Raw genomic sequence first — 22,356 nt, forward strand, 5'->3', positions numbered from 1 at the left:
CGCAAAGCGGCAATCCCACTATGATACTGGAAAGCGACGGCCACACGAAATCAACAAGGTGACAGCGTCTATCAGGCTGGGTATCGTGGCAGACTGTTCCATGTTGACAAGACATCATGCCGACATTGATTTACCAACACTTTATCGCCTATTACCGGGCGTATTTCGCGATGATCGCGACACTTTTGCTTATTTTGGTGCCGCACAGTTCGTCGGTACCAAGCGGTGAACATTTAGCGCAAATTAATGCAAAAGAGTTCATCACTATTCACACTCGCAACACACCTACCACCTATTACGAAGGCCGCCAGGGGCCGACTGGCTTTGAGTATGAGTTGATGCACCGCTTTGCGGACTACCTGGGAGTTAGCCTCAACCTGAACGCAAGCCACCACCCGGAGAGCGTGCTCCCCGCCGTGCGCGAGCAGGGCGACTTAGGTGCCGCGGCCCTCCCCCTGCTGGCGGATTCACCAGGCATTCACTACACCCGCTCCATCATTCAGATGCAGCCGCTGGTGGTGTATCGCCGCGGGCTCAACGGCATTGATGAACCGGCAGATCTTGTCGACCTGGAACTTGGCACGCTAAGCGAAGCGGGCACCAGTCAGGCACTGCTATCACTGCAGCGTGACTACCCCAGCCTTACTTGGAAAGAGTCTCACGAGCTTGAAGTGGCCGAACTACTGGCGCGGGTAGAGAGCGGCACCCTGGATGCGGCGATTATTTTTGATCATCAGTTTCGTTTGAACCGGCTGTTTTTCCCTAACGTCGAACGCGGCTTCTTTTTAGGCGAGCCGCTCTCTCTGGCCTGGGCGGTTCCTAGCGGCCGCGGACTTGGATTATTAGAAGCCGCCAATCAATTTCTCCAGGAGCTGCAAGAGAACGGCACCCTGGAGCAGTTGGTAAGTCGCTATTTTGGCCACGATGACTATCTTGAGTACGTGGGCACTCGAACGTTTCTCGCCCACCTTGACGAACGTCTGCCCAACTACACCGAGCTATTCAAGCAAGCGGCCCGCGATACCGGCTTTGATTGGAAGCTACTGGCCGCCGTCGGGTATCAAGAGTCGCACTGGGACCCGACCGCTGTATCCCCCACCGGGGTTCGCGGCCTGATGATGCTGACCAACCCCACGGCCAGCGAAATGGGCGTAGCCGACCGCACCGATGCTGCACAGAGTATTGATGGCGGCGCGCGCTACCTGCGCAGTATTAAAGACCGGCTTCCAGACAGCATTACCGGGGATGACCGGCTCTACATGGCCATGGCAGCCTACAATGTAGGCCTTGGCCACCTTTACGATGCGCGTAAGATTGCCGAGATGCGCGGCGGCGATCCGGATCGCTGGCAGGACGTTCGTGCGGCGCTCCCGCTCTTACAGGAACGAGAGTGGCATAGCCAAACCCGCCACGGCTATGCCCGTGGCGGCGAGCCGGTCATCTATGTGCGCAACATCCGCCGCTACTACGAGATGATTGAGTATGTGGAGCGCAGCCGACAACAGTTTTTCCAGCTAGAGCAAACGCCAGCCAGTGAAGAACCATTATTGCTGTTCGATATTATTCCGCCGGTTGAGCAGTAATCGCGCGCTAACGTTTTTCAGCGAAAAACTGCTTGAGCAGCCTTTTGGCCGGCACTGCTAGCACGCCGCCCGTAATCTCTATCTGATGATTAAACCAGGGCTGAGCAAGCAGGTTGGCCTTTGACTCCACCATGCCCGTGCGTGGCTCGGGCGCGCCGTATACCAAACGGGCAATGCGCGCATGCACCATAGTGCCTGCGCACATCATGCAGGGCTCTAGCGTTACAAACAGCGTACAGCCCTCTAAACGGTAGTTGCCCAGCCGCTGCCCCGCCTCGCGTAGCGCACGCACCTCGGCGTGGCCGCTGGGGTCGCAGCTTGCCAGCGGTGCATTGTGGCCAGCACCAATAATCTCCCCCTGGGTATCCACCACCACCGCGCCCACCGGCACTTCTCCGTTGGTAAACGCCAGGTGCGCTTGGTCCATAGCGCGGTGCATGTAAAATTCATCGCTGCGTATCAAGGCAAACTCCGCTAAGGTAGCAAAACGATCGTTTTAATAGCGTGATGGCCGCACTGGGTATACTTGCAATCATCGGCGGGAAAACAGACAGCACCAAGGATACAGAGAATGAACGACGCGCTGAAGTCACTGGTCAACTTGTTAGAGCTTGAAACCCTTGAAGAGACGCTATTTCGAGGCCAGAGCCAAGATTTAGGCTTTCCCCAACTGTATGGCGGCCAAGTGTTGGGCCAGGCACTGGCCGCAGCGGCGCGCACGGTGCCGGATGAACGCCGCCCGCACTCCCAGCACGGCTATTTTTTGCGCCCAGGCGACCCGCACCGCCCGGTGGTGTATCAGGTCGATACCATTCGCGACGGCGGCAGCTTTACCACACGGCGGGTGACGGCTATTCAGAAAGGGCGACCGATCTTTTTCTGCAGCGCCTCTTTTCAGAGCGCTGAAGAGAGCATCAATCATCAGCGGGCCATGCCAGAAGTGCCCACGCCGGAAGCGCTTATAGAGAGCGGCGATGCCAAACACGCGCGCTTCCCCGGCCACCCTATCGAGTTTTTGCACTTGAAGGATAAGCCGGACAGCGCGTCACCGGCCGGTCAGTGCCTGTGGTTCCGCTTTGCAGGTGGACCGCTCCCGGATGACCCGACACTGCATCGTCATCTGCTCTCTTATGCGTCAGATTTCAACCTGCTGACCACCGGACTGATTCCTCATGGCATCAAGTACACCGACCCGAAACTGCGCATTGCCAGTCTCGACCATGCGATTTGGTTGCACGAAGATACGCGGCTAGATGAGTGGCTGCTGTACGCCATCGACTCCCCCTGGAGTGGTGGCGCACGGGGCTTGGCGAGGGGCCATATTTATCGCCGCGATGGGCGTTTAGTCGCCACGACGGCGCAGGAGGGGTTGGTGCGCTATCCGCAGTCTTGAACCTCTGCTCTAAACACCTCTAAAAACAGCAACGCCCGCAGTGTGCGGGCGTTGTAAAATACCGGTCAGCACAACCCTAGACGGGGGGCGCTGTAAACCCGTCCTTGGGCGCTACTTTCGCCATCTGACCGCCATGGATGGTGGAAATACCGAAATTGCAGGGAGCATTTTTCGGCCATGGCGAAAGACCCCCGTTACGGGCTGCCCTGACCTAAGTGGCCTTGTTAATTACCCACCATACACGTCATTAATGGTTTTCAGCGGGTAGTGAGCCGGGTACGGCTTGCGGGCCACGCCAGAGTCGACCGCTGCCTGGGCCACTGCAGATGACACGCGCGCCAGCAGACGGATATCCACCGGCGTGGGGATGATGTAATCACGCCCGAAGCTCATCTCGGTACGCTCGTAGGCGTTCAGCACTTCCTGGGGAACCGGCTCGCGGGCCAGGTCTTTCAGTGCATGCACCGCCGCCAGCTTCATGGCTTCGTTGATACGCGTGGCGCGCACATCCAGCGCGCCGCGGAAGATGAACGGGAAGCCCAGCACGTTGTTCACCTGGTTCGGGAAGTCCGAACGGCCGGTGGCCATGATCACATCCGGGCGCGCTTCGCGGGCTACGTCCGGGTGAATTTCCGGGTCGGGGTTGGTGCAGGCGAAAATCACCGGGTCAGCGGCCATTTTCTTCACCTGATCTGCAGAGAGCAGGCCCGGGCCAGAGAGGCCGATAAACACGTCCGCGCCGTCGATGGCATCGTCCAGCGTGCGCATGTCGGTATCGCGGGCGAACTCCGCTTTGTACTCGTTGATGCCGTCACGCTCAGTGTGAATGACGCCACGACGATCCAGCATCACTAAGTTCTCTTTCTTAGCACCGCAGGAGATCAGCAGGCGCATACAAGCAATAGCAGCCGCCCCGGCGCCCATGCAGACGATTTTCACGTCTTCAATCCGCTTGCCCGCGATATCCAGCGCGTTGAGCATGCCCGCAGCGGTCACAATTGCCGTGCCGTGCTGGTCATCGTGGAATACAGGGATGTTGCAGCGTTCAACTAACGTCTTTTCGATCTCAAAGCACTCAGGCGCTTTGATATCTTCCAGGTTAATACCGCCCCAGGTGTCGGCAATGCGGGCAACGGTGTCGATAAACGCCTGCGGGCTTTCAGCGTCTACTTCGATATCAACGGAGTTAATGCCCGCAAAGCACTTGAACAGCACGCCTTTACCTTCCATCACCGGCTTACTAGCCAGCGGGCCAAGGTTGCCCAAACCCAGAATCGCACTGCCATCTGAAATAACCGCGACTAGGTTACCTTTGCCGGTATAACGGTACGCATTTTCCGCTTCGCGAGCGATTTCGCGAACCGGCTCAGCAACGCCTGGGCTATACGCTAGCGCCAAATCCCGAGCTGTCGCGGTGGGCTTGGTCAACTCCACGGAAAGCTTACCGGGGATCGGCTTAGCGTGATAATCCAAAGCTGCCTGCTTATTTGCATCCGTCATAGTAAAGGTCTCATCAGCCTAAAGTAGAAAAGTTGTATCAGAATATAGAAAAAACCTAGGCGCCTCAAGCACGTAGTAAACTTACCTACGAAACGATCGTTTTAGCCACATTCCCTTCCATTTCGGAACTTTTCCACGTTATTTGCTGCAACTTATGCATCCAGCCATCAGCTATAAAGGTTTCCTTATTGATGCAGCGCAGTATTTTTGGAAATAAATTCCAATAAGAGCAACACATAGTTATCCACACCTGGTTGTCAAAACACCCTGTGGAAAAGATGACCAAGTAAGTAGAAAAAGAACCGCGTTAGGAGGGCAACACGTCAAGCAACGTGCCGTAAAGCAAGTGGCAACACATTCAGGCAGTAGGAACGCTAATAAAAAGGGTAGTCCCTTAGGGACAAAAAGCCCACGCCGTGGCGTGGGCTTTTGCACAGAGCACAATGCGTGCCTGCGATAGGCTTAATCCGTTAGGATTAGCCGCGCTTGATAGCAGCGCCGAAACGCTTGTTGAAGCGCTCTACGCGGCCACCAGTGGTCGCTTGCTTCTGCTTGCCCGTGTAGAACGGGTGGCAGTTGGAGCATACGTCCAGAGAGAAGTCCTGACCAGAGGTAGAACCGACCTGGAAGCTTGCACCGCAAGAACAGTTGGCGGTGACCGTGTTGTAATTCGGGTGGATACCTTGTTTCATCTTGAGCCTCATAAGCTATATGCCGCCACCTGATCCGTTGCCAGGCACCGCATACGGGTTTGAAAAACTGCTAACCGGTTAACCGCTCCATCCGATAGATTCAGAGCGGCCGCGCATTCTAGCAAACTAATCGCCGGAGGCCAATTGTCCGATTCTGTTTCTGCCCAGCCATCGTCACCTGGGCTGCCTAAGGGCGCTTTTCAGGTGCTCAAGGTCGCGTTACCGTCGCCGCTAAGACGCCTGTTTGACTACTTACCCGCACCGAGGGCTCCCGCCTGTGGCTGGCAGCCTGGGCTGCGGGTAAGGGTGCCGTTTGGCCGCCGCGATGTCGTCGGAGTGGTGGTGTCTTTGGCTTCCGGCAGCGAATTACCGCGCTCGCAGCTGCGGGCCATCGGTGAAGCGCTGGATGAGGGCCCATTACCCAGCGACTGGCAGTGGCTGTGCCAGTTTGCAGCGCGTTACTACCAGCACAGCCTGGGCGATACCATGCAGCACGCTATGCCCGCCAGGCTACGCCAGGGCCACCCTATGGCAGGGCGCACCCAAACCCTGTGGCTTCCGCTACCCAACGATGAAACAGCGCTGGCACGCGCGCCTAAACAGGCGGAGCTTTATGCGCTTCTTCGCCAGCACCCTCACGGGCTGCCGGGCCGCGCCGTGAGCGCCCACGGCTTCACCCGAGACCAGCTATTAGCGCTGCAAAAAAAAGGCTTTACCCAACCCCAAGAGATTACCCTCACCGCCGCTCAACCCACCGGCGGAAGCTTACTCGCCTCCCCGTCGCTGCCGCTCAACCGTGAACAGGCCACTGCGCTATCCGTGCTGCATGAAAAACTCGACGGCTACCACCCCTGTTTATTGGAAGGCGTGACCGGTAGCGGCAAAACCGAGATTTACCTACAGCTCATCGAAGCGCTCGCTGCCAAAGGAAAGCAGTCCCTGGTGCTCGTGCCCGAAATTGGCCTCACACCACAAACGCTAGCGCGGTTCAAAAGCCGTTTTCGCGTGCCGGTGGTGGCGCTGCACTCCGGGCTTACCGACCCAGAGCGCTTAGATGTATGGGAAGCCGCCGCCAACGGCCGCGCACTGGTGATTATCGGCACCCGTTCGGCCATTTTCACCCCGCTGGCAAACCCCGGCGCGATCATCGTCGATGAAGAGCACGACGGCTCCTATAAACAGCACGACGGGCTGCGCTACCACGCACGGGACCTTGCTGTTGCCAGGGCGCACTACCACGGCATTCCCCTATTACTGGGCAGCGCGACGCCCTCGTTTGAAAGCCTGCAGAAGGCGCTTACGGGCGCTTATCGACACCTGCGGCTAACTCAGCGGCCCAGCCGTCACCCGCCCGCTAAGTTAGAGCTAATCGACCTGCGTCATCAACGTCGCCAAGGCGGGCTGTTGCCGGGGGCCATCAAAGCCATCAAAAGCACCCTCGCGGCGGGCAAGCAGGCGCTCATTTTTATCAACCGGCGCGGCTTTGCGCCGAGCCTAGCCTGCCATAGCTGCGGCTGGATGGCCGAATGTGGCCAGTGCGATGCGCGTATGACGCTACACCGCCAGCCACCGCTGCTGGCCTGCCACCACTGCGACAGCCGCCGCGCCCTGCCGGATGCCTGCCCAGAGTGCGGCAGCGGCGATTTACGTGCGCTGGGTAGCGGCACGGAGCGCACCGAGGAGACGCTACAAGGGCTGTTCCCTGACACCACTGTTCACCGTATTGACCGCGACAGCACGCGCAAAAAAGAGAGCTTCGAGCAGGTGCTCAAAGAGATTCAGCGCGGCGAGCCCTGCCTGCTGGTGGGTACTCAAATGCTCGCCAAAGGCCACCACCTGCCCCACGTCACCTTGGTGGTGGTGGTCAACGCCGATGGCGGCCTCTACGCGGCGGATTTTCGCGCCCTAGAGCACAGCGCACAGCTATTGGAGCAAGTAGCGGGGCGCGCAGGCCGCGCCGCCCACCCTGGCCGGGTGCTGGTGCAAACTCTCCACCCGGATGACCCACACCTAGGCCAGCTGGCCGAACATGGCTACGGCGCGCTGGCCCGCAACCTGCTGGAAGAGCGCCGCATTGCCAAACTGCCACCGTTCAGCTTTATGGCCCTACTACGTGTCGAAAGCCCCCAAGAGCACGCCGCCCTAGCGCTGGCCCAGCAGGCCGCCCAGGCGCTACGCCAGTGGTTGAAGGACGCCAATGTGCCGGTACGCTGCCTGGGGCCCGTGCCCGCCCCCATGGAGCGTCGCCAAAACCGCTACCACATTCATGTCATGATCACTGCTGACAAACGTAGCCACCGCCACGCCGCCGCTAACTGGCTGGTGCAGTGGCTAGAAGCCAACCGAGAGGCGCGCAAAGTGCGCTGGTCGATTGACATCGATCCACAAACCCTGGCCTAGCCGCCAGAGCTCGTATCCAACGCAAGTCCTATCCTAAGGGAATACGGCTTTGAAACTGCGCGCCAATTGCCGATAATGACCGCTTTGCCGCTGCATTACCTGGGCGCCTGCACACGCCGCCACCGACGACATCCGGATATTTACATGAAAGATACGATTATTTCTCTGCTCGAAGGCGCGGTTGACGCGCTTAAGCACCAAGGCGTGCTGCCCAACGACTTAACGCCCACGATCAAAGTGGACCCTACCAAAGACAAGGCCCACGGCGACTACGCCACCAACCTCGCACTGATGTTGGCCAAGCCTTCCGGCATGAAGCCACGCGAGCTGGCCGACACCCTCGTCGCCGCCCTGCCCGCCAGCGATGCCATTCAAAAAACTGAGATTGCGGGTCCTGGGTTTATCAACTTCTTTGCCGCCACGGACGCCGCTGCACAAATCGTTGCTCAGGTGCTGGATAGTGGCGATGCTTTTGGCCGCAGCCTAATCGGCAAAGGCGAGAAAGTGCAGGTGGAGTTTGTCTCTGCCAACCCCACTGGCCCGCTCCACGTAGGCCACGGCCGAGGTGCGGCGATTGGCGACAGCCTTTGCCGCCTGCTGGAAGCCACGGGCTACGACGTGACCCGCGAGTTCTACTACAACGACGCGGGTGCTCAGATTAAGAACTTAGCACTTTCCGTTCAGGCTCGTGCTAAAGGCCTCGGCCCCGACGATGCCAGCTGGCCGGAAGATGGCTATCGCGGCGAGTACATCGTGGATGTCGCCAACGACTATATGGCGGGCAAAACGGTCACCGCCGATGACCGCGAAGTAACGGCTAAAGCGGATGCGGATGATTTAGATGCCATTCAAGCCTTTGCCGTTGCCTGGCTGCGCCGCGAGCAGGATCTAGACCTCAAAGCCTTTGGCGTCGAGTTTGACGTTTACTTCCTGGAGTCCTCGCTCTACGAAGATGGCAAGGTCGAGGCCACCGTCGAAAAACTGGTCGCCAACGGCCACACCTATGAAAAAGATGGCGCGATGTGGCTGCGCACCACCGACTTTGGCGATGACAAAGACCGCGTAATGCGCAAGCGCGAAGGGGGTTACACCTACTTCCTGCCCGACGTCGCCTACCACCTGAACAAATGGCAGCGCGGTTTTAAAACCGTGATCAATGAACAGGGTGCTGACCACCACTCCACCGTCACGCGCGTACGCGCAGGCCTGCAGGCGCTGGAAGTGGGCATCCCGACAGGCTGGCCCGACTACGTGCTGCACCAGATGGTGATGGTCACCCGTTCTGGGGTCGAAGTGAAGCTCTCCAAGCGCGCAGGCAGCTACGTCACTATTCGCGATTTGATTGATGAAGTGGGCCGTGATGCAACGCGCTTCTTCCTGGCGGCACGGCGCGCGGACTCTCAGTTGACCTTTGACATCGACCTCGCCCGGTCGCAGTCCAACGACAACCCGGTGTATTACATTCAGTATGCCCACGCGCGGGTGTGCAGCATGTTGCGCAAAGCCGAAGAGGCAGGCCAACCCTTCGATCACAGCATCGCCACGGCCCACTTGGCACTGCTCGATAGCGATCAGGAGAAAGCGGTGCTGAACCGGTTGGCCCGCTATCCGGAGGTGGTCGAACACGCCGCCAAGAACCGCGAGCCGCAGCAAGTCGCCCAGTACCTGCTGGACTTGGCCGGTGACTTCCACACCTGCTACAACGCGGTCAAAGTGATGGTCGATGACGACACGCTGCGCAACACTCGCCTAGCCCTGGGCCTAGCAACCCGCCAAGTGCTGCGCAATGGTCTGGACCTTATGGGTGTTAGCGCACCCGAGGAGATGTAGTTCATGGCCAGCCCGCGCACTAAGCCCACCCGCCGTGGAGCCACGTCGCAGCGTAAGTCCGCCCGCCGCTCTGGGGGCGGGCTACGCATTCCCGGCTGGCTGTGGGGGATTGTCGGGGTCGCCGCTGGTTTTTTCCTCGCCCAGCACCAGCACGGCACTGCTCCCTGGCAAGATCAGCAGGAGGTTCCTCAGGCGACGGTACTGCCAAAACCCGCGGGTAGCGATGAGCGCAGCGCAGCGCGGCAAACCGAAACGCCCACCGAGCCCTCCATGCCTACGTTCGAGTTCTACACGCTGCTGCCTGAAACCGAAGTCATCGCCCCCGGCGGAGCGATTCCCTCGACCGTCACGCCCCCGACCGTAACGGCCAGTGATGCAGACGCAAGCGATACGGCAACCGATAGCACAGAAACCGCCACCAGCACGCCTGCTGACGACCCCATTGCTCAGGTGATTGCCGCCAACACGCGCCCCAACGAGCAGGCCGCTGCCGCTCAGCAGGCACCCGCGGCCAGCAATAGCACGCCCAGCCGCTATATGCTGCAAGCCGCTTCGTTTCGTGAGATTGGCGATGCCGAACAGCTGCGCAGTCGTTTGCGTAACCTAAGCCTGCTAGCGCAGATCAGCGAAGTGCAGGCCAACGGTGATACCTGGCACCGGGTTCAGGTTGGCCCCTACGACGACACCCGCGAGCTCAACCGCGCTCAGGACTTAATGAGCACACAAGGCATTGAGCCGCTGCTGATACAGCTACAGAACTAACTAACAGCGTGCTGAGCTGCGCCAGGCACGCTTTATCTGATGGCTTTCGCTTGCGGGCGGTTGATTTTTTATCAGCCGCCCGCATTTTGTTGGGAATCGCTTTTTATACGGCCGCCCAGGCGGCCGATCAGTCATCGGGAGCGCGTCTCCCCCAAGGAGTTATCTCCATGACCACAATTGTTTCCGTTCGCCGCGGTAACCAAGTAGCCCTCGCAGGCGATGGCCAAGTCTCGCTTGGCAACACCGTGATGAAAGGCAATGCCAGCAAAGTACGCCGCCTTTACCGTGGCAAAGTGCTGGCCGGTTTCGCCGGTGGCACCGCTGATGCGTTTACCCTATTTGAGCGTTTTGAAGCGCAGCTTGAAAAGTATCAGGGCCATTTAACCAAGGCAGCAGTTGAGCTTGCCAAAGATTGGCGCACCGACCGCGCGCTGCGCCGCTTAGAAGCCCTGTTGGCCGTGGCCGACCACAGCGCCTCGCTGATTATTACCGGTAACGGCGATGTGGTTGAGCCAGAGCGCGGCATTATTGCGATTGGCTCAGGCGGCAACTTTGCCCAGGCCAGCGCCCGCGCGCTGCTCGAAAATACTGAGCTGTCTGCTCGCGAGATTACCGAAAAATCCCTCGCCATCGCTGGTGACATCTGCGTATTCACCAATCACCACGTGACGCTCGAAGAGCTGAACATCAACGAACGTTGAGGCCACTTTAATGACCCAGATGACACCCCGCGAAATCGTCCATGCGCTGGATCAGTACATTATCGGCCAGCAAGATGCCAAGCGCGCAGTGGCTATTGCCCTGCGTAACCGCTGGCGTCGTATGCAGCTCGACGACGAGCTGCGCCCGGAAGTTACGCCGAAAAACATTCTGATGATTGGCCCCACCGGCGTGGGTAAAACCGAAATTGCCCGCCGGTTGGCGAAGCTGGCCCGTGCGCCGTTTATCAAGGTAGAAGCCACCAAGTTCACCGAAGTGGGCTACGTGGGCCGCGACGTCGAGTCGATTATCCGCGACCTGATGGAAGCGGCGATCAAGATGGTCCGCGAGTACGCCAAAGAAGAAGTTAGCCACCGCGCCGCAGACGCCGCTGAAGACCGTGTACTCGACGCCCTGCTGCCGCCGCCCCGAGGCCAGGAAGATAAGCCCCGCGAAGATAGCAGCACCCGCCAGACCTTCCGCAAAAAGCTGCGTGAAGGCCAGTTGGACGATAAAGAGATCGATATTGAGATCTCCTCCCACGGCCAAGGCATCGACATCATGACCCCTCCGGGTATGGAAGAGATGACCAGCCAACTGCAGAGCCTGTTCTCCAACATGGGCCAGCAGAAGCGTGAGCAGCGCCGGGTGACCGTGAAAGAAGCGCTGGTGCTACTACGTGATGAAGAGGCCGGCAAACTGGTCAACGAAGAAGAGATCAAAGCCCGCGCCGTGGAAGCCGTCGAGCAGCACGGCATCGTGTTCCTGGACGAGATCGACAAGGTCGCCAAGGGCAGCGGCCAGTCAAGCGGCGGCGAAGTATCTCGGGAAGGTGTGCAGCGTGACCTGCTGCCGCTGATTGAAGGCTCGACGGTGTCGACCAAGTACGGCATGGTCAAAACCGACCACATTCTGTTCATCGCTTCCGGTGCTTTCCACCTGTCGCGCCCTTCAGACCTCATTCCGGAACTGCAGGGCCGCCTGCCGATTCGCGTTGAGCTGGATGCGCTAACGCCGGGCGACTTCAAGCGGATTCTCACCGAGCCTTCTGCCTCACTGACCAAGCAGTACCAAGCGCTGCTGGCAACTGAAGGGCTGGATCTTGAGTTCACCCCGGACGGTATTGAGCGTATTGCCGAAATCTCCTGGCAAGTGAACGAAGGCACCGAGAATATCGGTGCTCGCCGCCTGCACACTGTGCTAGAGCGCCTATTGGAAGAGGCATCGTTCAAGGGTGGTGATATGGATAGCCCCTTGGTCATCGACGCTGACTACGTCAACGCTCAGCTAGGCGAACTGGCGGTCGACGAAGACCTGTCGCGCTATATTCTGTAAGCGCTAGTATCGGTATAGCCACCGGCAGCTTGTCCGCTTTGCGGGCAGGCTGCTTTTGCTACTTATCGTCACGAGGTTCCCGTATTTATGAACGCCCCGACACCCACACGGGTTCACTACCATAAGCAGGCTCGCGAGCTGGAGCTTGGCTATGCCAACGGTGACACCTATCGACTACCCGTTGAATTTTTAAGGGTTTACTCCCCTTCAGCTGAAGTGCGCGGCCACGGCGGTGACACGGCCGTTCTGCAAGTCGGTAAAAAGGAAGTCGGCCTGCAAAATATTACCCAGGCCGGTAACTACGCGCTCAAACTGCACTTTGATGACGGTCACGACAGCGGCTTGTTTAGCTGGAACTACCTGTTTGACCTTGCCACACATCAAGATGCCTATTGGCAGAACTATCTCAAACGCTTGGAAGAGGCAGGGGCCTCCCGCGAGCCTGCGGGCATTCAATTCAAGCAGCTGTGACGCGGTGCCCCAGGTGAAGCGCAGACAAGCCGGGGTCGGGAAGGCTACAATGTTGCCAACTACTTATTGCGATGACCTAACGGTCGACAACTACCGCCTCGAACTCGGGAGCTAAAGCCCCATGAGCCCCACCGAAAAACGCACTACCCATTTCGGCTACCAAGAAGTGCCGGTCGACGAGAAAGCCTCTCGCGTGGCCGATGTATTCCACTCAGTGGCCGCCCGCTATGACGTGATGAACGACCTGATGTCCATGGGCATTCACCGGATCTGGAAACGACTCACCATTGAGCGTGCAGGCGTTCGCCCAGGGCACCATGTGCTGGACATCGCTGGCGGCACGGGCGATCTCACCCTAAAGTTCTCCCGCTTAGTTGGCCCGCGTGGCAAAGTCGTTTTGGCCGACATCAATGCCTCCATGTTACGCGTTGGCCGCGACAAGCTGATGGATAACGGCGTAGGTGGCAACGTGGAGTACGTTCAAGCCAACGCCGAGTGCCTACCCTTCCCGGATAACAGCTTCGACTGTATTACCATTGCCTTCGGCTTGCGTAACGTCACCGATAAAGATGCCGCGCTGCGTTCTATGGCACGGGTACTCAAGCCAGGCGGCCGCCTGCTGGTGCTGGAGTTCTCCAAGCCCAACAACCCGCTGCTCTCCAAGGCCTACGATGAGTACTCTTTCCGCCTGCTGCCCAAAATGGGCGAGCTGGTGGCGGGTGACGGCGAAAGCTATCGCTACTTAGCCGAATCAATTCGCATGCATCCGGATCAAGAAACCCTGAAAGGCATGATGGAAGCCGCGGGCCTTGAGCGGGTCGAGTACACCAACCTGACCGGCGGTATCGTCGCCCTTCACCGCGGCATCAAGTTATGACACAGCAGCATCAAGCAATCATCCTCTGGCACCAGAGGTCAGCATGCTAATCACCCCGACCCTGCTGCTGGCCGGATGTGAACGCACGTTAAATGCTCTACTTGCCCGCGATCCAGCCGCACCTGCGCGGCTGGCGGCGCTAGCGGGCAGTCGACTGCTGGTTCGGCTTGAGAAACCTCATTTGGCGCTTCTTCTGTGCTACCACGCGACAGGCGTTGATCTGCAACATGGCGATGAGGTGGAAGAGACCGACGTTGATGCCGTGGTGGAACTGACGCCTGAAACGCTCTCCGAATGGCTGAGCGGCGCTTCCATTGAGCGGCTGATGTTCGACGGGAAACTGGCCGTACGCGGGCGTATCCACCTATTGGAAGCAACCCGCGATCTGCTGTTCGATCTGGATATTGATTGGGAGAGCGAGCTGGCGCGCTGGCTAGGCGATATGCCTGCTCACTCACTGGCGGAAGGTATTCGACGTGCGGCCCGCTGGGGACTGCGTGCCAAAGACGAGCTGCTGCAGGACGTATCGGAGTACGTGTTTGAGGAAGCTCGCCTGCTTCCCGGCCGCCAACAGCGCGACGTGCTCCGCGACCACCTGACCGAGCTTGAGATCGCCACCGACCGTCTGGAAGCGCGACTTAACCGTCTCCATAAGCGACTCACGCAGCCAGCGGAACCATCAACGCCTAAGGAGCAGCGCGGATGAGCCTGCGGCTGTTTAAAATTGTCTGGGTCGTCACGCGGCACCGTTTAGACACTTTGATTCCCGCTGAACGCCTACCGCTATGGATGCGCTTGCTGCTGAAGCTGTCGCCGCTGCAGCTAGTGCCCCTGGGCCAGCGTAGCCGCGGCGAGCGTTTGCGTTTGGCGCTAGAGGCGCTGGGGCCGATTTTTATTAAATTTGGTCAAATGCTCTCTACCCGCCGCGACCTGCTGCCCGAAGATATCGCCGACGAGCTGAAGCGCCTACAGGATCAGGTGCCGCCCTTCCCTGGCGAACTAGCCGCCGCGCGGGTAGAAAACGAGCTGGAGATGACGCTGGCAGAAGCCTTTGCCGCCTTTGATCGCGTGCCATTGGCATCGGCATCAATTGCCCAAGTCCACGCCGCTACACTTCACAGCGGCGAAGACGTGGTGGTCAAGATCATCCGCCCCAGCATTGACCGCATCATGCGTCAAGACATGGGCTTGATGTATCAGGTCGCCAAACTGCTTTCCAAAGTGCCGGAAGCTAGGCGCTTACGGCCGGTCGAAGTAATCCGCGATTACGAGGCGACACTGTTCGACGAGCTGGACCTCTACAAGGAGGCCGCCAATACCTCGCAGCTCAAGCGTAATTTCAAAGACTCACCGCTGCTGTTTGTGCCGACCATTTACTGGCCCTACACTCGACGCCACGTCATGGTGCAGGAGCGCATTCGCGGCGTGCCGGTCGCCGATTTGGACACCCTGATCGCACGGGGCACAAATTTGAAGAAGCTCGCCGAGCGCGGGGTGGAAATTTTCTTCACCCAGGTGTTCCGCGATAACTTCTTCCATGCGGATATGCACCCCGGCAACATCTTTGTGAACTGCGATGACCCGGAAGACCCGCAATATATTGCGATCGACTGCGGCATTGTCGGCAGCCTCACCCGGGAAGATCAGGACTACCTTGCCCGTAACCTGCTGGCATTTTTCCATCAGGATTACTACGAGGTCGCTGCGCTGCACATTGAATCGGGCTGGGTAGGTGAAAACACCCGCGCCAACGAATTTGCCGCCGCTATCCGCACAGTTTGCGAGCCCATTTTAGAGAAGCCGCTCAAGGACATCTCTTTTGGACAGGTGCTGCTCGGGCTTTTCCAGACCGCTCGGCGTTTTAATATGGAAGTGCAGCCCCAATTGGTGCTGCTGCAAAAGACGCTACTCAATATTGAAGGCCTGGGCCGCCAGCTCTATCCAGAGCTGGACTTATGGAGCACCGCCAAGCCCTACCTAGAAAAGTGGATGAAAGAGCGGGCAGGCATTGGTGGGTTGTGGGAGTCCCTCAAGCGCCAAGCGCCGGCGCTTTCTCATCAACTGCCCGAGCTACCGGTGCTTGCCCATCAGGCGCTTAGCCGCATGGAGCATGAGCACCGTCAGCGCCATCAGCAAGTGACAGCGATCAGCCAGATGCGCCGTCAAATGAGTCAGCAAGGTAAGCGCCAGCATCGGCTGCGCATTGGCTTGGCCCTCGTCGCTATTGCGCTGGTTTGGCAGCCACTCAGTAGTTGGGCTGCCACTCAGGATTGGCCGATACTCGCGGCTGCCGGTGCCGGCTTAATACTGCTGCTCTGGCACTGATACGATGCAATCACTTGACGAAACGACGCCGCCGATTGATAAAGAGAACACCATGACCGACGCTAACCATGTTCCTGTGCTTGACGCCCTTGCTGAGGTTTTAAAGCAGCGCCGCCACGCTAATCCAGAAGATTCTTATGTTGCCTCCTTGCATCATAAGGGTTTGAACACGATACTCGAAAAAGTCGGCGAAGAAGCCACCGAAACGCTGCTGGCAGCCAAAGACGCCGAGCACGGCAGCGAACAGGACCGTGAAGCGTTGATCGCCGAAACGGCCGACCTGTGGTTTCATAGCCTTGTCATGCTGTCGCATCTGGATCTTGACCATCAGCGAGTACTTGATGAACTCGCCCGGCGGTTCGGTATTTCTGGTCACGACGAAAAAGCGTCCCGATCATAACGTTAACCCTGCTCCAATGAGGAAATGCATATGTTAGGTGGTATCAGTATTTGGCAGTTGCTGATTGTTCTGGGCATTATCATCCTGATTTTCGGCACTAAAAAACTGCGTAACGTGGGCACCGACCTTGGCGGTGCAGTGAAGGGCTTTAAGAAAGCCATGCACGAAGAGGAAAAAGAGGGCGATAAGAAAGACGCCGACCAGCCTCAAGCGAAAGTGAGCCACGAAGAAGCCGGCAATACCTACGACGTACAGGCGGAAGAGAAACGCGCTGCTGCTGACCGTAACGAAGAGCGCAAATAAGCCATGCTGGATATCGGCTTTCTTGAACTCATGCTCATTGGCATCGTGGCGCTACTGGTGCTCGGCCCTGAACGGCTGCCCAAAGCGGCACGCACGGCAGGGCTATGGATCGGCAAGATCAAGCGTACGGTATCCGGCATGCAGCGTGAGATCAGCGCCCAACTGGAAGCGGAAGAGCTGCGGCAAAAGCTGAACGAGCAGCAGAAGAAGCTCGACGATAGCTTGAAGAAAGCCAAGCAGGACGTGGAGAGCATTGCCGAGTCTCCCTCGCCCAGCAGCAATGCGACCGCTAATCAGCAAGCGACCGAGCAGCGAGTAGCAAGCGCCAGTGCCCGGCTAGACGACGCGCTGCAAACGGTGCGTGAAGATACCCCAGCCCCCACTGACAAGGCCGATCATCAAAAGGATAGCAACCACCAATGAGTATGTCTGGCGATTCCCCGGAGCCGCATAACGACCAAAGCCAAGCGCCTCTCATTGAGCATCTCATCGAACTGCGTTCGCGCTTGATGAAGGCCATTGTGGTAATTCTGGTGGTGTTTCTGGGGCTTTACGCGTTTGCGAACGACATCTACAGTTTTGTGGCCGACCCACTGATGTCGCTGCTCCCAGAAGGCTCACAGATGATTGCCACCGAGGTGGCTTCTCCCTTCTTAGCGCCGTTCAAGCTCACCCTGGTGGTGGCGGTCTTTATTGCTATCCCCTTTGTGCTGCATCAGGCCTGGGCCTTCGTCGCGCCAGGGCTTTACGACAACGAAAAAATGTTGGCCATACCGATTTTAGTATCCAGCGTGGCGTTGTTTTATGCCGGTGCGGCCTTTGCTTACTACGTGGTGTTTCCGTTGCTGTTTGAGTTTTTCACCCAAACCGGCCCGGAAAACGTTGCGGTAATGACCGACATCAACCAGTACCTCAACTTTGTACTGAAGCTGTTCTTTGCGTTTGGGGTGGCCTTTGAGATTCCCATTGCCACCTTCCTGCTGATTTTATCTGGTGCCACAACCGTTGAGAGTCTCTCCAAAAAGCGACCTTACATTGTTTTAGGCTGCTTTGTGGTGGGTATGCTACTGACACCGCCGGATGTCATATCCCAAAGCCTGCTAGCGATCCCTATGTATCTTTTATATGAGGTTGGTTTGCTCTTTGGCCGCTTGGTCCGCAAGCGCCGCGCAGAAGCAGACGCCGAAGATCAGGAGTCGTAAGCTCTCTGCGTGCCCGGTACTAAAAAGCCTCTGTCATCCCAGGATGACAGAGGCTTTTCCCCTACTAAGCGCTGACACTTAGCCCATCATTTCATCAATGCGGTCTACCAGCTTAAAAATACCGGTAGCGGCTTCACTGATACGCGTAGCGAGCATATATGCTGGCGTTGTCACTACACGATGCTCATGATCCACCACAATCTCTTCTACGCCACAGCTGCGATGCAGGCCACCCATCGCGCTAATGGCCCCGGCGACGCCCGGATCATGCCCAATGGTGACCGCAATGCCATCGCCCAACAGGCGCGGAACCATCACCGGGGCAATGCACATTAAACCGATGGGCTTGGCATCCTCTTTAAATCCGGCTAACGCCTCTTTGACGCTCTCCAGCACCTGCATGCTGTCACTCTGCATGGCAAAATCAGAGAGATTTTTGGCCACGCCAAAGCCACCCGGCACGATCACTGCATCGAACTCATCAGAATCGAGTTCGGTAATCGGGCTAATATCACCACGGGCCAAACGGGCAGACTCCTGCAGTACGTTGCGGGTTTCCCCCTCCACCGGCGATTGGTCCAGGTGATTGATCACATGGTGCTGAGCCACATCCGGGGCAAAGCAGCGATAACCGATCCCCAATTGATCAAGGCGTAACAGCGTCAGGGTGGTCTCGTAAATTTCCGAGCCATCAAACACGCCACAACCCGCCAATACGATTGCTACCTGCTTCGTCATACCTATCTCCTTGTCCAAGCCATCTCTGTGGCTGAATGGCTCACTTTAGTCAGTCTCTATTGCCGCCACAAGGCGGCTTTCGCTGTATGGCATGCCTGATATACTCACACCAAGCCCTGATACACGGGGCGCCCACGATGCAATTGCCTGGAGAGAGCCGTTGAATACCTCAAGCCCACGCCACTTCCCCGCTACCCGAATGCGCCGTATGCGTCGGGATGACTTCTCGCGCCGCTTGATGCAAGAGTCGACGCTAACGCCCAACGACCTTATCCTGCCGGTATTTGTTCTGGAAGGTGAAAATCAGCGTGAAGCGGTGGCCTCCATGCCCGGCGTCGAGCGCCTCTCGATTGATCTGCTGATTGAGCAGGCCCGCGAAGCCTATGCGCTGGGTATTCCCGCACTGGCGCTATTCCCGGTGATTGGCCCTGAGCAGAAAAGCGAGCTGGCCGAAGAGGCGTACAACGCCAGTGGCCTCGTACAGCGCAGCGTGCGTGCGCTCAAACAGGCGCTGCCCGAGCTGGGGATCATTACCGATGTGGCCCTCGATCCTTATACCAGCCACGGGCAGGACGGCATTCTCGATGAGCAGGGGTACGTTCAAAACGATCGCACCGTCGACACGTTACTCAAACAAGCGCTCTCCCACGCGGAAGCAGGCGCCGATGTAGTGGCCCCTTCCGATATGATGGATGGCCGCATTGGTGCCATTCGCCAAGTGCTGGAGCAGGAGCATCTGCATAACGTGCGCATTATGGCCTACAGCGCCAAGTATGCTTCCCACTATTACGGCCCCTTCCGCGATGCGGTCGGCTCAGCCGCCAATCTGGGCAAAGCGGACAAGCGTACCTATCAGATGGACCCCGCCAACAGCGATGAAGCGCTGCACGAAGTGGCCATGGACATTGCCGAAGGTGCTGACATGGTCATGGTCAAACCGGGCATGCCCTACCTGGACGTGGTCCGTCGGGTCAAAAGCGAGCTGCAGGTTCCCACCTTTGCCTATCAGGTCAGCGGTGAGTACGCCATGCACCGTGCAGCGTTCGATAACGGCTGGCTAGAAGCGGAGCCAGTGATTCTGGAGTCGCTGATGTGCTTTAAGCGCGCTGGGGCCGACGGCATCTTGACCTACTTTGCCCTAGAGGCCGCTCGCCTGCTGCAGCGTTAACCGTCATTTATGCCATTAAGATGACAAATCGGTGACACCTATTTGTCATCTTCCCCCTGCATACTCACCCTAATAAACATTAAAACGCTATGATGAGTACGAGCCACTACCGCGGGGGGCAACCATGGACGACAACGCTATAGATTCCACGCCAGCATTACCAGTACCGCCCAATGAGCAAATGAGCGGCGAAGCCGATATTGCACCGCTGCGTATTAACCGCACACCCACCGGGGTTCAAGCAAAAGAGTCACATACTGAAGCTGACCTTGACGATCCGCAGCTCTACTTTAACCGCGAGCTTTCTCACCTACAGTTTAATATTCGTGTATTAGAGCAGGCGTTAGACGATGCGCACCCACTGCTCAACCGGCTAATGTTCCTGCTGATTTTCTCCTCCAACATGGATGAGTTTTTCGAGATTCGTGTGGCGGGATTAAAACATCAAATGGCCTTGGGCGATGACACCACCGCTGCTGATGGCCGCCTGCCCAAAGCCGTGCTGGCTGAGATTTCCGAGATTGCTCACCAACAGATTGCCCGTCAGTACGAGATTCTCAACGACACGCTACTGCCTGCACTAGAAGCCCAAGGGCTGCGTTTCCGCCGCCGCGACCAGTGGACCGACGCTCAAAAAGCTTGGGTGCGAGACTTTTTCGATAACGAAATCATGCCGGTGATTAGCCCCATTGGCCTGGACCCCTCCCACCCGTTTCCACGGCTGGTCAACAAGAGCCTCAACTTTATTGTCGAACTTGAAGGCAAAGATGCCTTTGGCCGAGCGGGCGGCATGGCGATTCTGCCCGCCCCACGCTCGCTGCCGCGCCTAATGGCGCTGCCCAAGGAGCTTTGCGCCGAAGGCTTCTCTGAGTACGTATTCTTATCGTCAATGATTCACGCCCATGCCGAAGAGCTCTTTCCTGGCATGCGCGTGCAGGGCTGCTACCAGTTCCGCCTGACCCGCAACGCGGACATGACCGTTGATCCTGAAGAGGTATCCGATCTTGCCTCGGCCCTGCGTGGGGAGCTGCTGGCCCGGCGCTACGGCAGCGGCGTGCGTTTGGAAGTCGCCGACAACTGCCCGGACGATTTGACCAACTTCCTACTGCGCCAGTTTGACTTGGAGAGCGGTGATCTTTATCGCGTTCAGGGGCCCGTAAACCTGACCCGCATGATGGCAGTGCTGGGCGATGTGGACCGCCCCGAGCTGCTCTACCGCCCGTTTGCCCCCAGCGTGCCCAAAGCGCTGAAAGGCGGCAGTCTGTTTAGTGCCATTGCTAAAAGCGATATATTGCTGCACCACCCCTTCCAGTCCTTCTCTCCCATTGAGGATTTGCTGCGGGAAGCCGCCCGGGACCCGGATGTGCTGGCCATCAAGCAAACGCTTTACCGCACCGGCTCAGACTCCCCCATCGTCAGCGCGCTGGTCGACGCTGCTAGTCAGGGTAAAGAGGTGACGGTGGTGATTGAGCTGCGGGCACGCTTCGACGAGGCGGATAACCTGCAGCTAGCGTCACGTTTGCAAGAAGCAGGCGCGATCGTGATTTACGGCATTATGGCTTACAAGACCCACGCCAAGATGCTGCATATCGTGCGCCGAGAAAAAGGTGAGCTGCGCCACTACGCGCACCTGGGCACCGGCAACTATCACTCCAAAACTGCCAAGCTCTACACCGATTACAGCCTGCTGACCGCCAACACAGCCCTATGCGCGGATGTGCATAAAGTCTTTCAGCAGCTCTCGGGCATGGGCAGGGCACGCAAGATTGATACGCTGCTACATGCGCCTTTTACGCTGCACGAGCGCTTAGTCGAGATGATTGATCGGGAAGCCCAGGTGGCACGTAAAGGAAAACGCGGCCATATCATCATCAAGTGCAACTCGCTGACCGAACCCAAGCTGATCAAAGCGCTATATCGCGCCTCTCAAGCGGGCGTGGAGTGCGATCTGATCATTCGCGGCATGTGCTGCCTGAAGCCGGGCATCCCCGGCGTATCCGACAATATTCGCGTACGCTCGATCATTGGCCGCTTCCTTGAGCACACCCGGGTGTTCCACTTCCATAACGACGGCAAGCCAGAAACCTGGTGCTCCAGCGCGGATTTTATGTCGCGCAATATGTTCCACAGGGTAGAGACCTGCTTCCCGCTGCTGGATAAGAAACTTGCCACCCGCGTTCGCAAAGACCTGGAGACCTACCTGGTGGATAACTGCCAGAGCTGGCTACTGCAAAGCGACGGCAGCTACCAGCTACAGGACCCCGGCAGCGGCGACGCGATCAGCGCTCAGGAAACCCTGCTGTACGCCTACGCCTCTAAGAGCTATCGGGTAGGGGCCGGGGTCACCCCCGGCGCCCTCCCACACCACCGGGCATACGGTTCCGTACCACGGCGGTTCATGAAGAACGACTAAGCCATCTTACCGTATCGAGTACCGAGATCAGACCCAGACGGTCGAACCACTTCCGTGGCAGGGCCTGATTCATGTGCGACGCTCCGGCGTTCCACCAAGGGCCTCGACCATTTCCCGCTGACTTCCAGGCACGTTGCTCGTCCAGACCCAGTGCCAGGAGTTTCCGGCGCCGGGTTTGTGGGCGCTTCCATTGCCGCCAGATCACGCAACGTAGTCGGCGTCGCATCCATTGATCCAGCGCTTCCAACGGGCGCTTCACGTCGAC

The 22,356-nt window shown here is 58.2% G+C and carries 22 protein-coding genes; 17 read left to right on the plus strand and 5 right to left on the minus strand.

Annotation, left to right across the window (positions count from 1 at the left end; genetic code table 11):
* Positions 1 to 116: 116 nt before the first annotated feature.
* Positions 117 to 1,583, plus strand: a complete 1,467-nt coding sequence (gene mltF / locus BMY49_RS04625; RefSeq protein WP_054645112.1) for a membrane-bound lytic murein transglycosylase MltF — start codon at positions 117 to 119, stop codon at positions 1,581 to 1,583.
* 7 nt (positions 1,584 to 1,590) lie between these two features.
* Here mltF and tadA read toward each other — a convergent pair whose 3' ends face one another.
* Positions 1,591 to 2,043 (minus strand): tRNA adenosine(34) deaminase TadA, encoded by a 453-nt coding sequence (tadA, locus tag BMY49_RS04630; protein ID WP_208596167.1) that lies wholly within the window; start codon positions 2,041 to 2,043, stop codon positions 1,591 to 1,593.
* 111 nt (positions 2,044 to 2,154) lie between these two features.
* Here tadA and BMY49_RS04635 point away from each other — a divergent pair, with 111 nt between their 5' ends.
* Positions 2,155 to 2,976, plus strand: a complete 822-nt coding sequence (locus BMY49_RS04635) for an acyl-CoA thioesterase (RefSeq protein ID WP_062374825.1) — start codon at positions 2,155 to 2,157, stop codon at positions 2,974 to 2,976.
* Positions 2,977 to 3,204: 228 nt separating this feature from the next.
* Here BMY49_RS04635 and BMY49_RS04640 read toward each other — a convergent pair whose 3' ends face one another.
* Both BMY49_RS04640 and rpmE read right to left on the minus strand, forming a co-directional pair.
* Positions 3,205 to 4,476, minus strand: a complete 1,272-nt coding sequence (locus BMY49_RS04640) for a malic enzyme-like NAD(P)-binding protein (RefSeq protein WP_054645111.1) — start codon at positions 4,474 to 4,476, stop codon at positions 3,205 to 3,207.
* Between the two features lie 476 nt (positions 4,477 to 4,952).
* Complete coding sequence (rpmE, locus tag BMY49_RS04645; RefSeq protein ID WP_044630499.1) at positions 4,953 to 5,168, minus strand: 50S ribosomal protein L31; 216 nt, start codon at positions 5,166 to 5,168, stop codon at positions 4,953 to 4,955.
* Between the two features lie 144 nt (positions 5,169 to 5,312).
* Here rpmE and BMY49_RS04650 point away from each other — a divergent pair, with 144 nt between their 5' ends.
* From BMY49_RS04650 to tatC, 13 genes are all read left to right on the plus strand, one after another.
* Positions 5,313 to 7,568: a primosomal protein N' gene (locus BMY49_RS04650; RefSeq protein WP_228168343.1), complete on the plus strand. Its 2,256-nt coding sequence runs from the start codon at positions 5,313 to 5,315 to the stop codon at positions 7,566 to 7,568.
* Positions 7,569 to 7,712: 144 nt separating this feature from the next.
* Positions 7,713 to 9,398 (plus strand): arginine--tRNA ligase, encoded by a 1,686-nt coding sequence (argS, locus tag BMY49_RS04655; RefSeq protein WP_089675019.1) that lies wholly within the window; start codon positions 7,713 to 7,715, stop codon positions 9,396 to 9,398.
* A 3-nt stretch (positions 9,399 to 9,401) separates the two neighbouring features.
* The gene (locus BMY49_RS04660) at positions 9,402 to 10,160 is read left to right on the plus strand and encodes an SPOR domain-containing protein (protein WP_089675013.1); all 759 of its coding nucleotides are present in this window, start codon (positions 9,402 to 9,404) and stop codon (positions 10,158 to 10,160) included.
* A 167-nt stretch (positions 10,161 to 10,327) separates the two neighbouring features.
* On the plus strand, positions 10,328 to 10,861 hold the full coding sequence (hslV, locus tag BMY49_RS04665) for an ATP-dependent protease subunit HslV (protein WP_044630495.1): 534 nt from the start codon (positions 10,328 to 10,330) through the stop codon (positions 10,859 to 10,861).
* A gap of 10 nt (positions 10,862 to 10,871) precedes the next feature.
* Entirely contained in the window at positions 10,872 to 12,194 is a 1,323-nt protein-coding gene (gene hslU, locus BMY49_RS04670) for an ATP-dependent protease ATPase subunit HslU (protein WP_062374819.1), read from the plus strand.
* A gap of 87 nt (positions 12,195 to 12,281) precedes the next feature.
* Positions 12,282 to 12,665, plus strand: coding sequence for a gamma-butyrobetaine hydroxylase family protein (locus BMY49_RS04675; protein WP_044630493.1), 384 nt, complete (start codon positions 12,282 to 12,284; stop codon positions 12,663 to 12,665).
* 121 nt (positions 12,666 to 12,786) lie between these two features.
* Complete coding sequence (ubiE, locus tag BMY49_RS04680) at positions 12,787 to 13,542, plus strand: bifunctional demethylmenaquinone methyltransferase/2-methoxy-6-polyprenyl-1,4-benzoquinol methylase UbiE (RefSeq protein WP_044630492.1); 756 nt, start codon at positions 12,787 to 12,789, stop codon at positions 13,540 to 13,542.
* 43 nt (positions 13,543 to 13,585) lie between these two features.
* Positions 13,586 to 14,248 carry a ubiquinone biosynthesis accessory factor UbiJ gene (locus tag BMY49_RS04685; protein WP_044630491.1) on the plus strand — a complete coding sequence of 221 codons (663 nt, stop codon included), beginning with the start codon at positions 13,586 to 13,588 and terminating at the stop codon, positions 14,246 to 14,248.
* Positions 14,245 to 15,867: a ubiquinone biosynthesis regulatory protein kinase UbiB gene (ubiB, locus tag BMY49_RS04690; RefSeq protein ID WP_058577128.1), complete on the plus strand. Its 1,623-nt coding sequence runs from the start codon at positions 14,245 to 14,247 to the stop codon at positions 15,865 to 15,867. The genes BMY49_RS04685 and ubiB overlap by 4 nt, the downstream gene beginning before the upstream one ends.
* Positions 15,868 to 15,919: 52 nt before the next feature.
* Positions 15,920 to 16,267 carry a phosphoribosyl-ATP diphosphatase gene (locus BMY49_RS04695; RefSeq protein WP_044630500.1) on the plus strand — a complete coding sequence of 116 codons (348 nt, stop codon included), beginning with the start codon at positions 15,920 to 15,922 and terminating at the stop codon, positions 16,265 to 16,267.
* A 30-nt stretch (positions 16,268 to 16,297) separates the two neighbouring features.
* Positions 16,298 to 16,570: a Sec-independent protein translocase subunit TatA gene (gene tatA, locus BMY49_RS04700; protein ID WP_044630489.1), complete on the plus strand. Its 273-nt coding sequence runs from the start codon at positions 16,298 to 16,300 to the stop codon at positions 16,568 to 16,570.
* 3 nt (positions 16,571 to 16,573) lie between these two features.
* Complete coding sequence (gene tatB / locus BMY49_RS04705) at positions 16,574 to 16,993, plus strand: Sec-independent protein translocase protein TatB (protein WP_054641529.1); 420 nt, start codon at positions 16,574 to 16,576, stop codon at positions 16,991 to 16,993.
* Positions 16,990 to 17,772: a twin-arginine translocase subunit TatC gene (tatC, locus tag BMY49_RS04710; protein ID WP_062361953.1), complete on the plus strand. Its 783-nt coding sequence runs from the start codon at positions 16,990 to 16,992 to the stop codon at positions 17,770 to 17,772. The genes tatB and tatC overlap by 4 nt, the downstream gene beginning before the upstream one ends.
* Before the next feature lie 78 nt (positions 17,773 to 17,850).
* Here tatC and elbB read toward each other — a convergent pair whose 3' ends face one another.
* Positions 17,851 to 18,510, minus strand: a complete 660-nt coding sequence (elbB, locus tag BMY49_RS04715; RefSeq protein ID WP_089675015.1) for an isoprenoid biosynthesis glyoxalase ElbB — start codon at positions 18,508 to 18,510, stop codon at positions 17,851 to 17,853.
* Positions 18,511 to 18,670: 160 nt separating this feature from the next.
* On the opposite strand from elbB, the gene hemB reads away from it, so the two are divergent.
* Both hemB and ppk1 read left to right on the plus strand, forming a co-directional pair.
* Positions 18,671 to 19,678 carry a porphobilinogen synthase gene (gene hemB, locus BMY49_RS04720; protein WP_054645254.1) on the plus strand — a complete coding sequence of 336 codons (1,008 nt, stop codon included), beginning with the start codon at positions 18,671 to 18,673 and terminating at the stop codon, positions 19,676 to 19,678.
* A gap of 124 nt (positions 19,679 to 19,802) precedes the next feature.
* The gene (ppk1, locus tag BMY49_RS04725) at positions 19,803 to 22,091 is read left to right on the plus strand and encodes a polyphosphate kinase 1 (protein WP_244154912.1); all 2,289 of its coding nucleotides are present in this window, start codon (positions 19,803 to 19,805) and stop codon (positions 22,089 to 22,091) included.
* Here ppk1 and BMY49_RS04730 read toward each other — a convergent pair.
* On the minus strand, positions 22,075 to 22,350 hold the full coding sequence (locus BMY49_RS04730; protein WP_276325969.1) for a group II intron maturase-specific domain-containing protein: 276 nt from the start codon (positions 22,348 to 22,350) through the stop codon (positions 22,075 to 22,077). The two genes, ppk1 and BMY49_RS04730, sit on opposite strands and share 17 nt — an antisense overlap.
* Positions 22,351 to 22,356: the final 6 nt, after the last annotated feature.

It is taken from the genome of Vreelandella aquamarina (assembly GCF_900110265.1).
GTDB classification, from domain to species: Bacteria; Pseudomonadota; Gammaproteobacteria; order Pseudomonadales; family Halomonadaceae; genus Vreelandella; species Vreelandella aquamarina.

Bases quoted from the DNA above. Each gene is read 5' to 3' on its own strand.
- mltF (WP_054645112.1), top strand. From the start codon at position 117: ATGCCGACATTGATTTACCAACACTTTATCGCCTATTACCGGGCGTAT.
- BMY49_RS04635 (WP_062374825.1), top strand. From the start codon at position 2,155: ATGAACGACGCGCTGAAGTCACTGGTCAACTTGTTAGAGCTTGAAACC.
- BMY49_RS04640 (WP_054645111.1), bottom strand. From the start codon at position 4,476: ATGACGGATGCAAATAAGCAGGCAGCTTTGGATTATCACGCTAAGCCG.
- rpmE (WP_044630499.1), bottom strand. From the start codon at position 5,168: ATGAAACAAGGTATCCACCCGAATTACAACACGGTCACCGCCAACTGT.
- argS (WP_089675019.1), top strand. From the start codon at position 7,713: ATGAAAGATACGATTATTTCTCTGCTCGAAGGCGCGGTTGACGCGCTT.
- BMY49_RS04660 (WP_089675013.1), top strand. From the start codon at position 9,402: ATGGCCAGCCCGCGCACTAAGCCCACCCGCCGTGGAGCCACGTCGCAG.
- hslV (WP_044630495.1), top strand. From the start codon at position 10,328: ATGACCACAATTGTTTCCGTTCGCCGCGGTAACCAAGTAGCCCTCGCA.
- hslU (WP_062374819.1), top strand. From the start codon at position 10,872: ATGACCCAGATGACACCCCGCGAAATCGTCCATGCGCTGGATCAGTAC.
- BMY49_RS04675 (WP_044630493.1), top strand. From the start codon at position 12,282: ATGAACGCCCCGACACCCACACGGGTTCACTACCATAAGCAGGCTCGC.
- ubiE (WP_044630492.1), top strand. From the start codon at position 12,787: ATGAGCCCCACCGAAAAACGCACTACCCATTTCGGCTACCAAGAAGTG.
- BMY49_RS04685 (WP_044630491.1), top strand. From the start codon at position 13,586: ATGCTAATCACCCCGACCCTGCTGCTGGCCGGATGTGAACGCACGTTA.
- ubiB (WP_058577128.1), top strand. From the start codon at position 14,245: ATGAGCCTGCGGCTGTTTAAAATTGTCTGGGTCGTCACGCGGCACCGT.
- BMY49_RS04695 (WP_044630500.1), top strand. From the start codon at position 15,920: ATGACCGACGCTAACCATGTTCCTGTGCTTGACGCCCTTGCTGAGGTT.
- tatA (WP_044630489.1), top strand. From the start codon at position 16,298: ATGTTAGGTGGTATCAGTATTTGGCAGTTGCTGATTGTTCTGGGCATT.
- tatB (WP_054641529.1), top strand. From the start codon at position 16,574: ATGCTGGATATCGGCTTTCTTGAACTCATGCTCATTGGCATCGTGGCG.
- tatC (WP_062361953.1), top strand. From the start codon at position 16,990: ATGAGTATGTCTGGCGATTCCCCGGAGCCGCATAACGACCAAAGCCAA.
- elbB (WP_089675015.1), bottom strand. From the start codon at position 18,510: ATGACGAAGCAGGTAGCAATCGTATTGGCGGGTTGTGGCGTGTTTGAT.
- ppk1 (WP_244154912.1), top strand. From the start codon at position 19,803: ATGGACGACAACGCTATAGATTCCACGCCAGCATTACCAGTACCGCCC.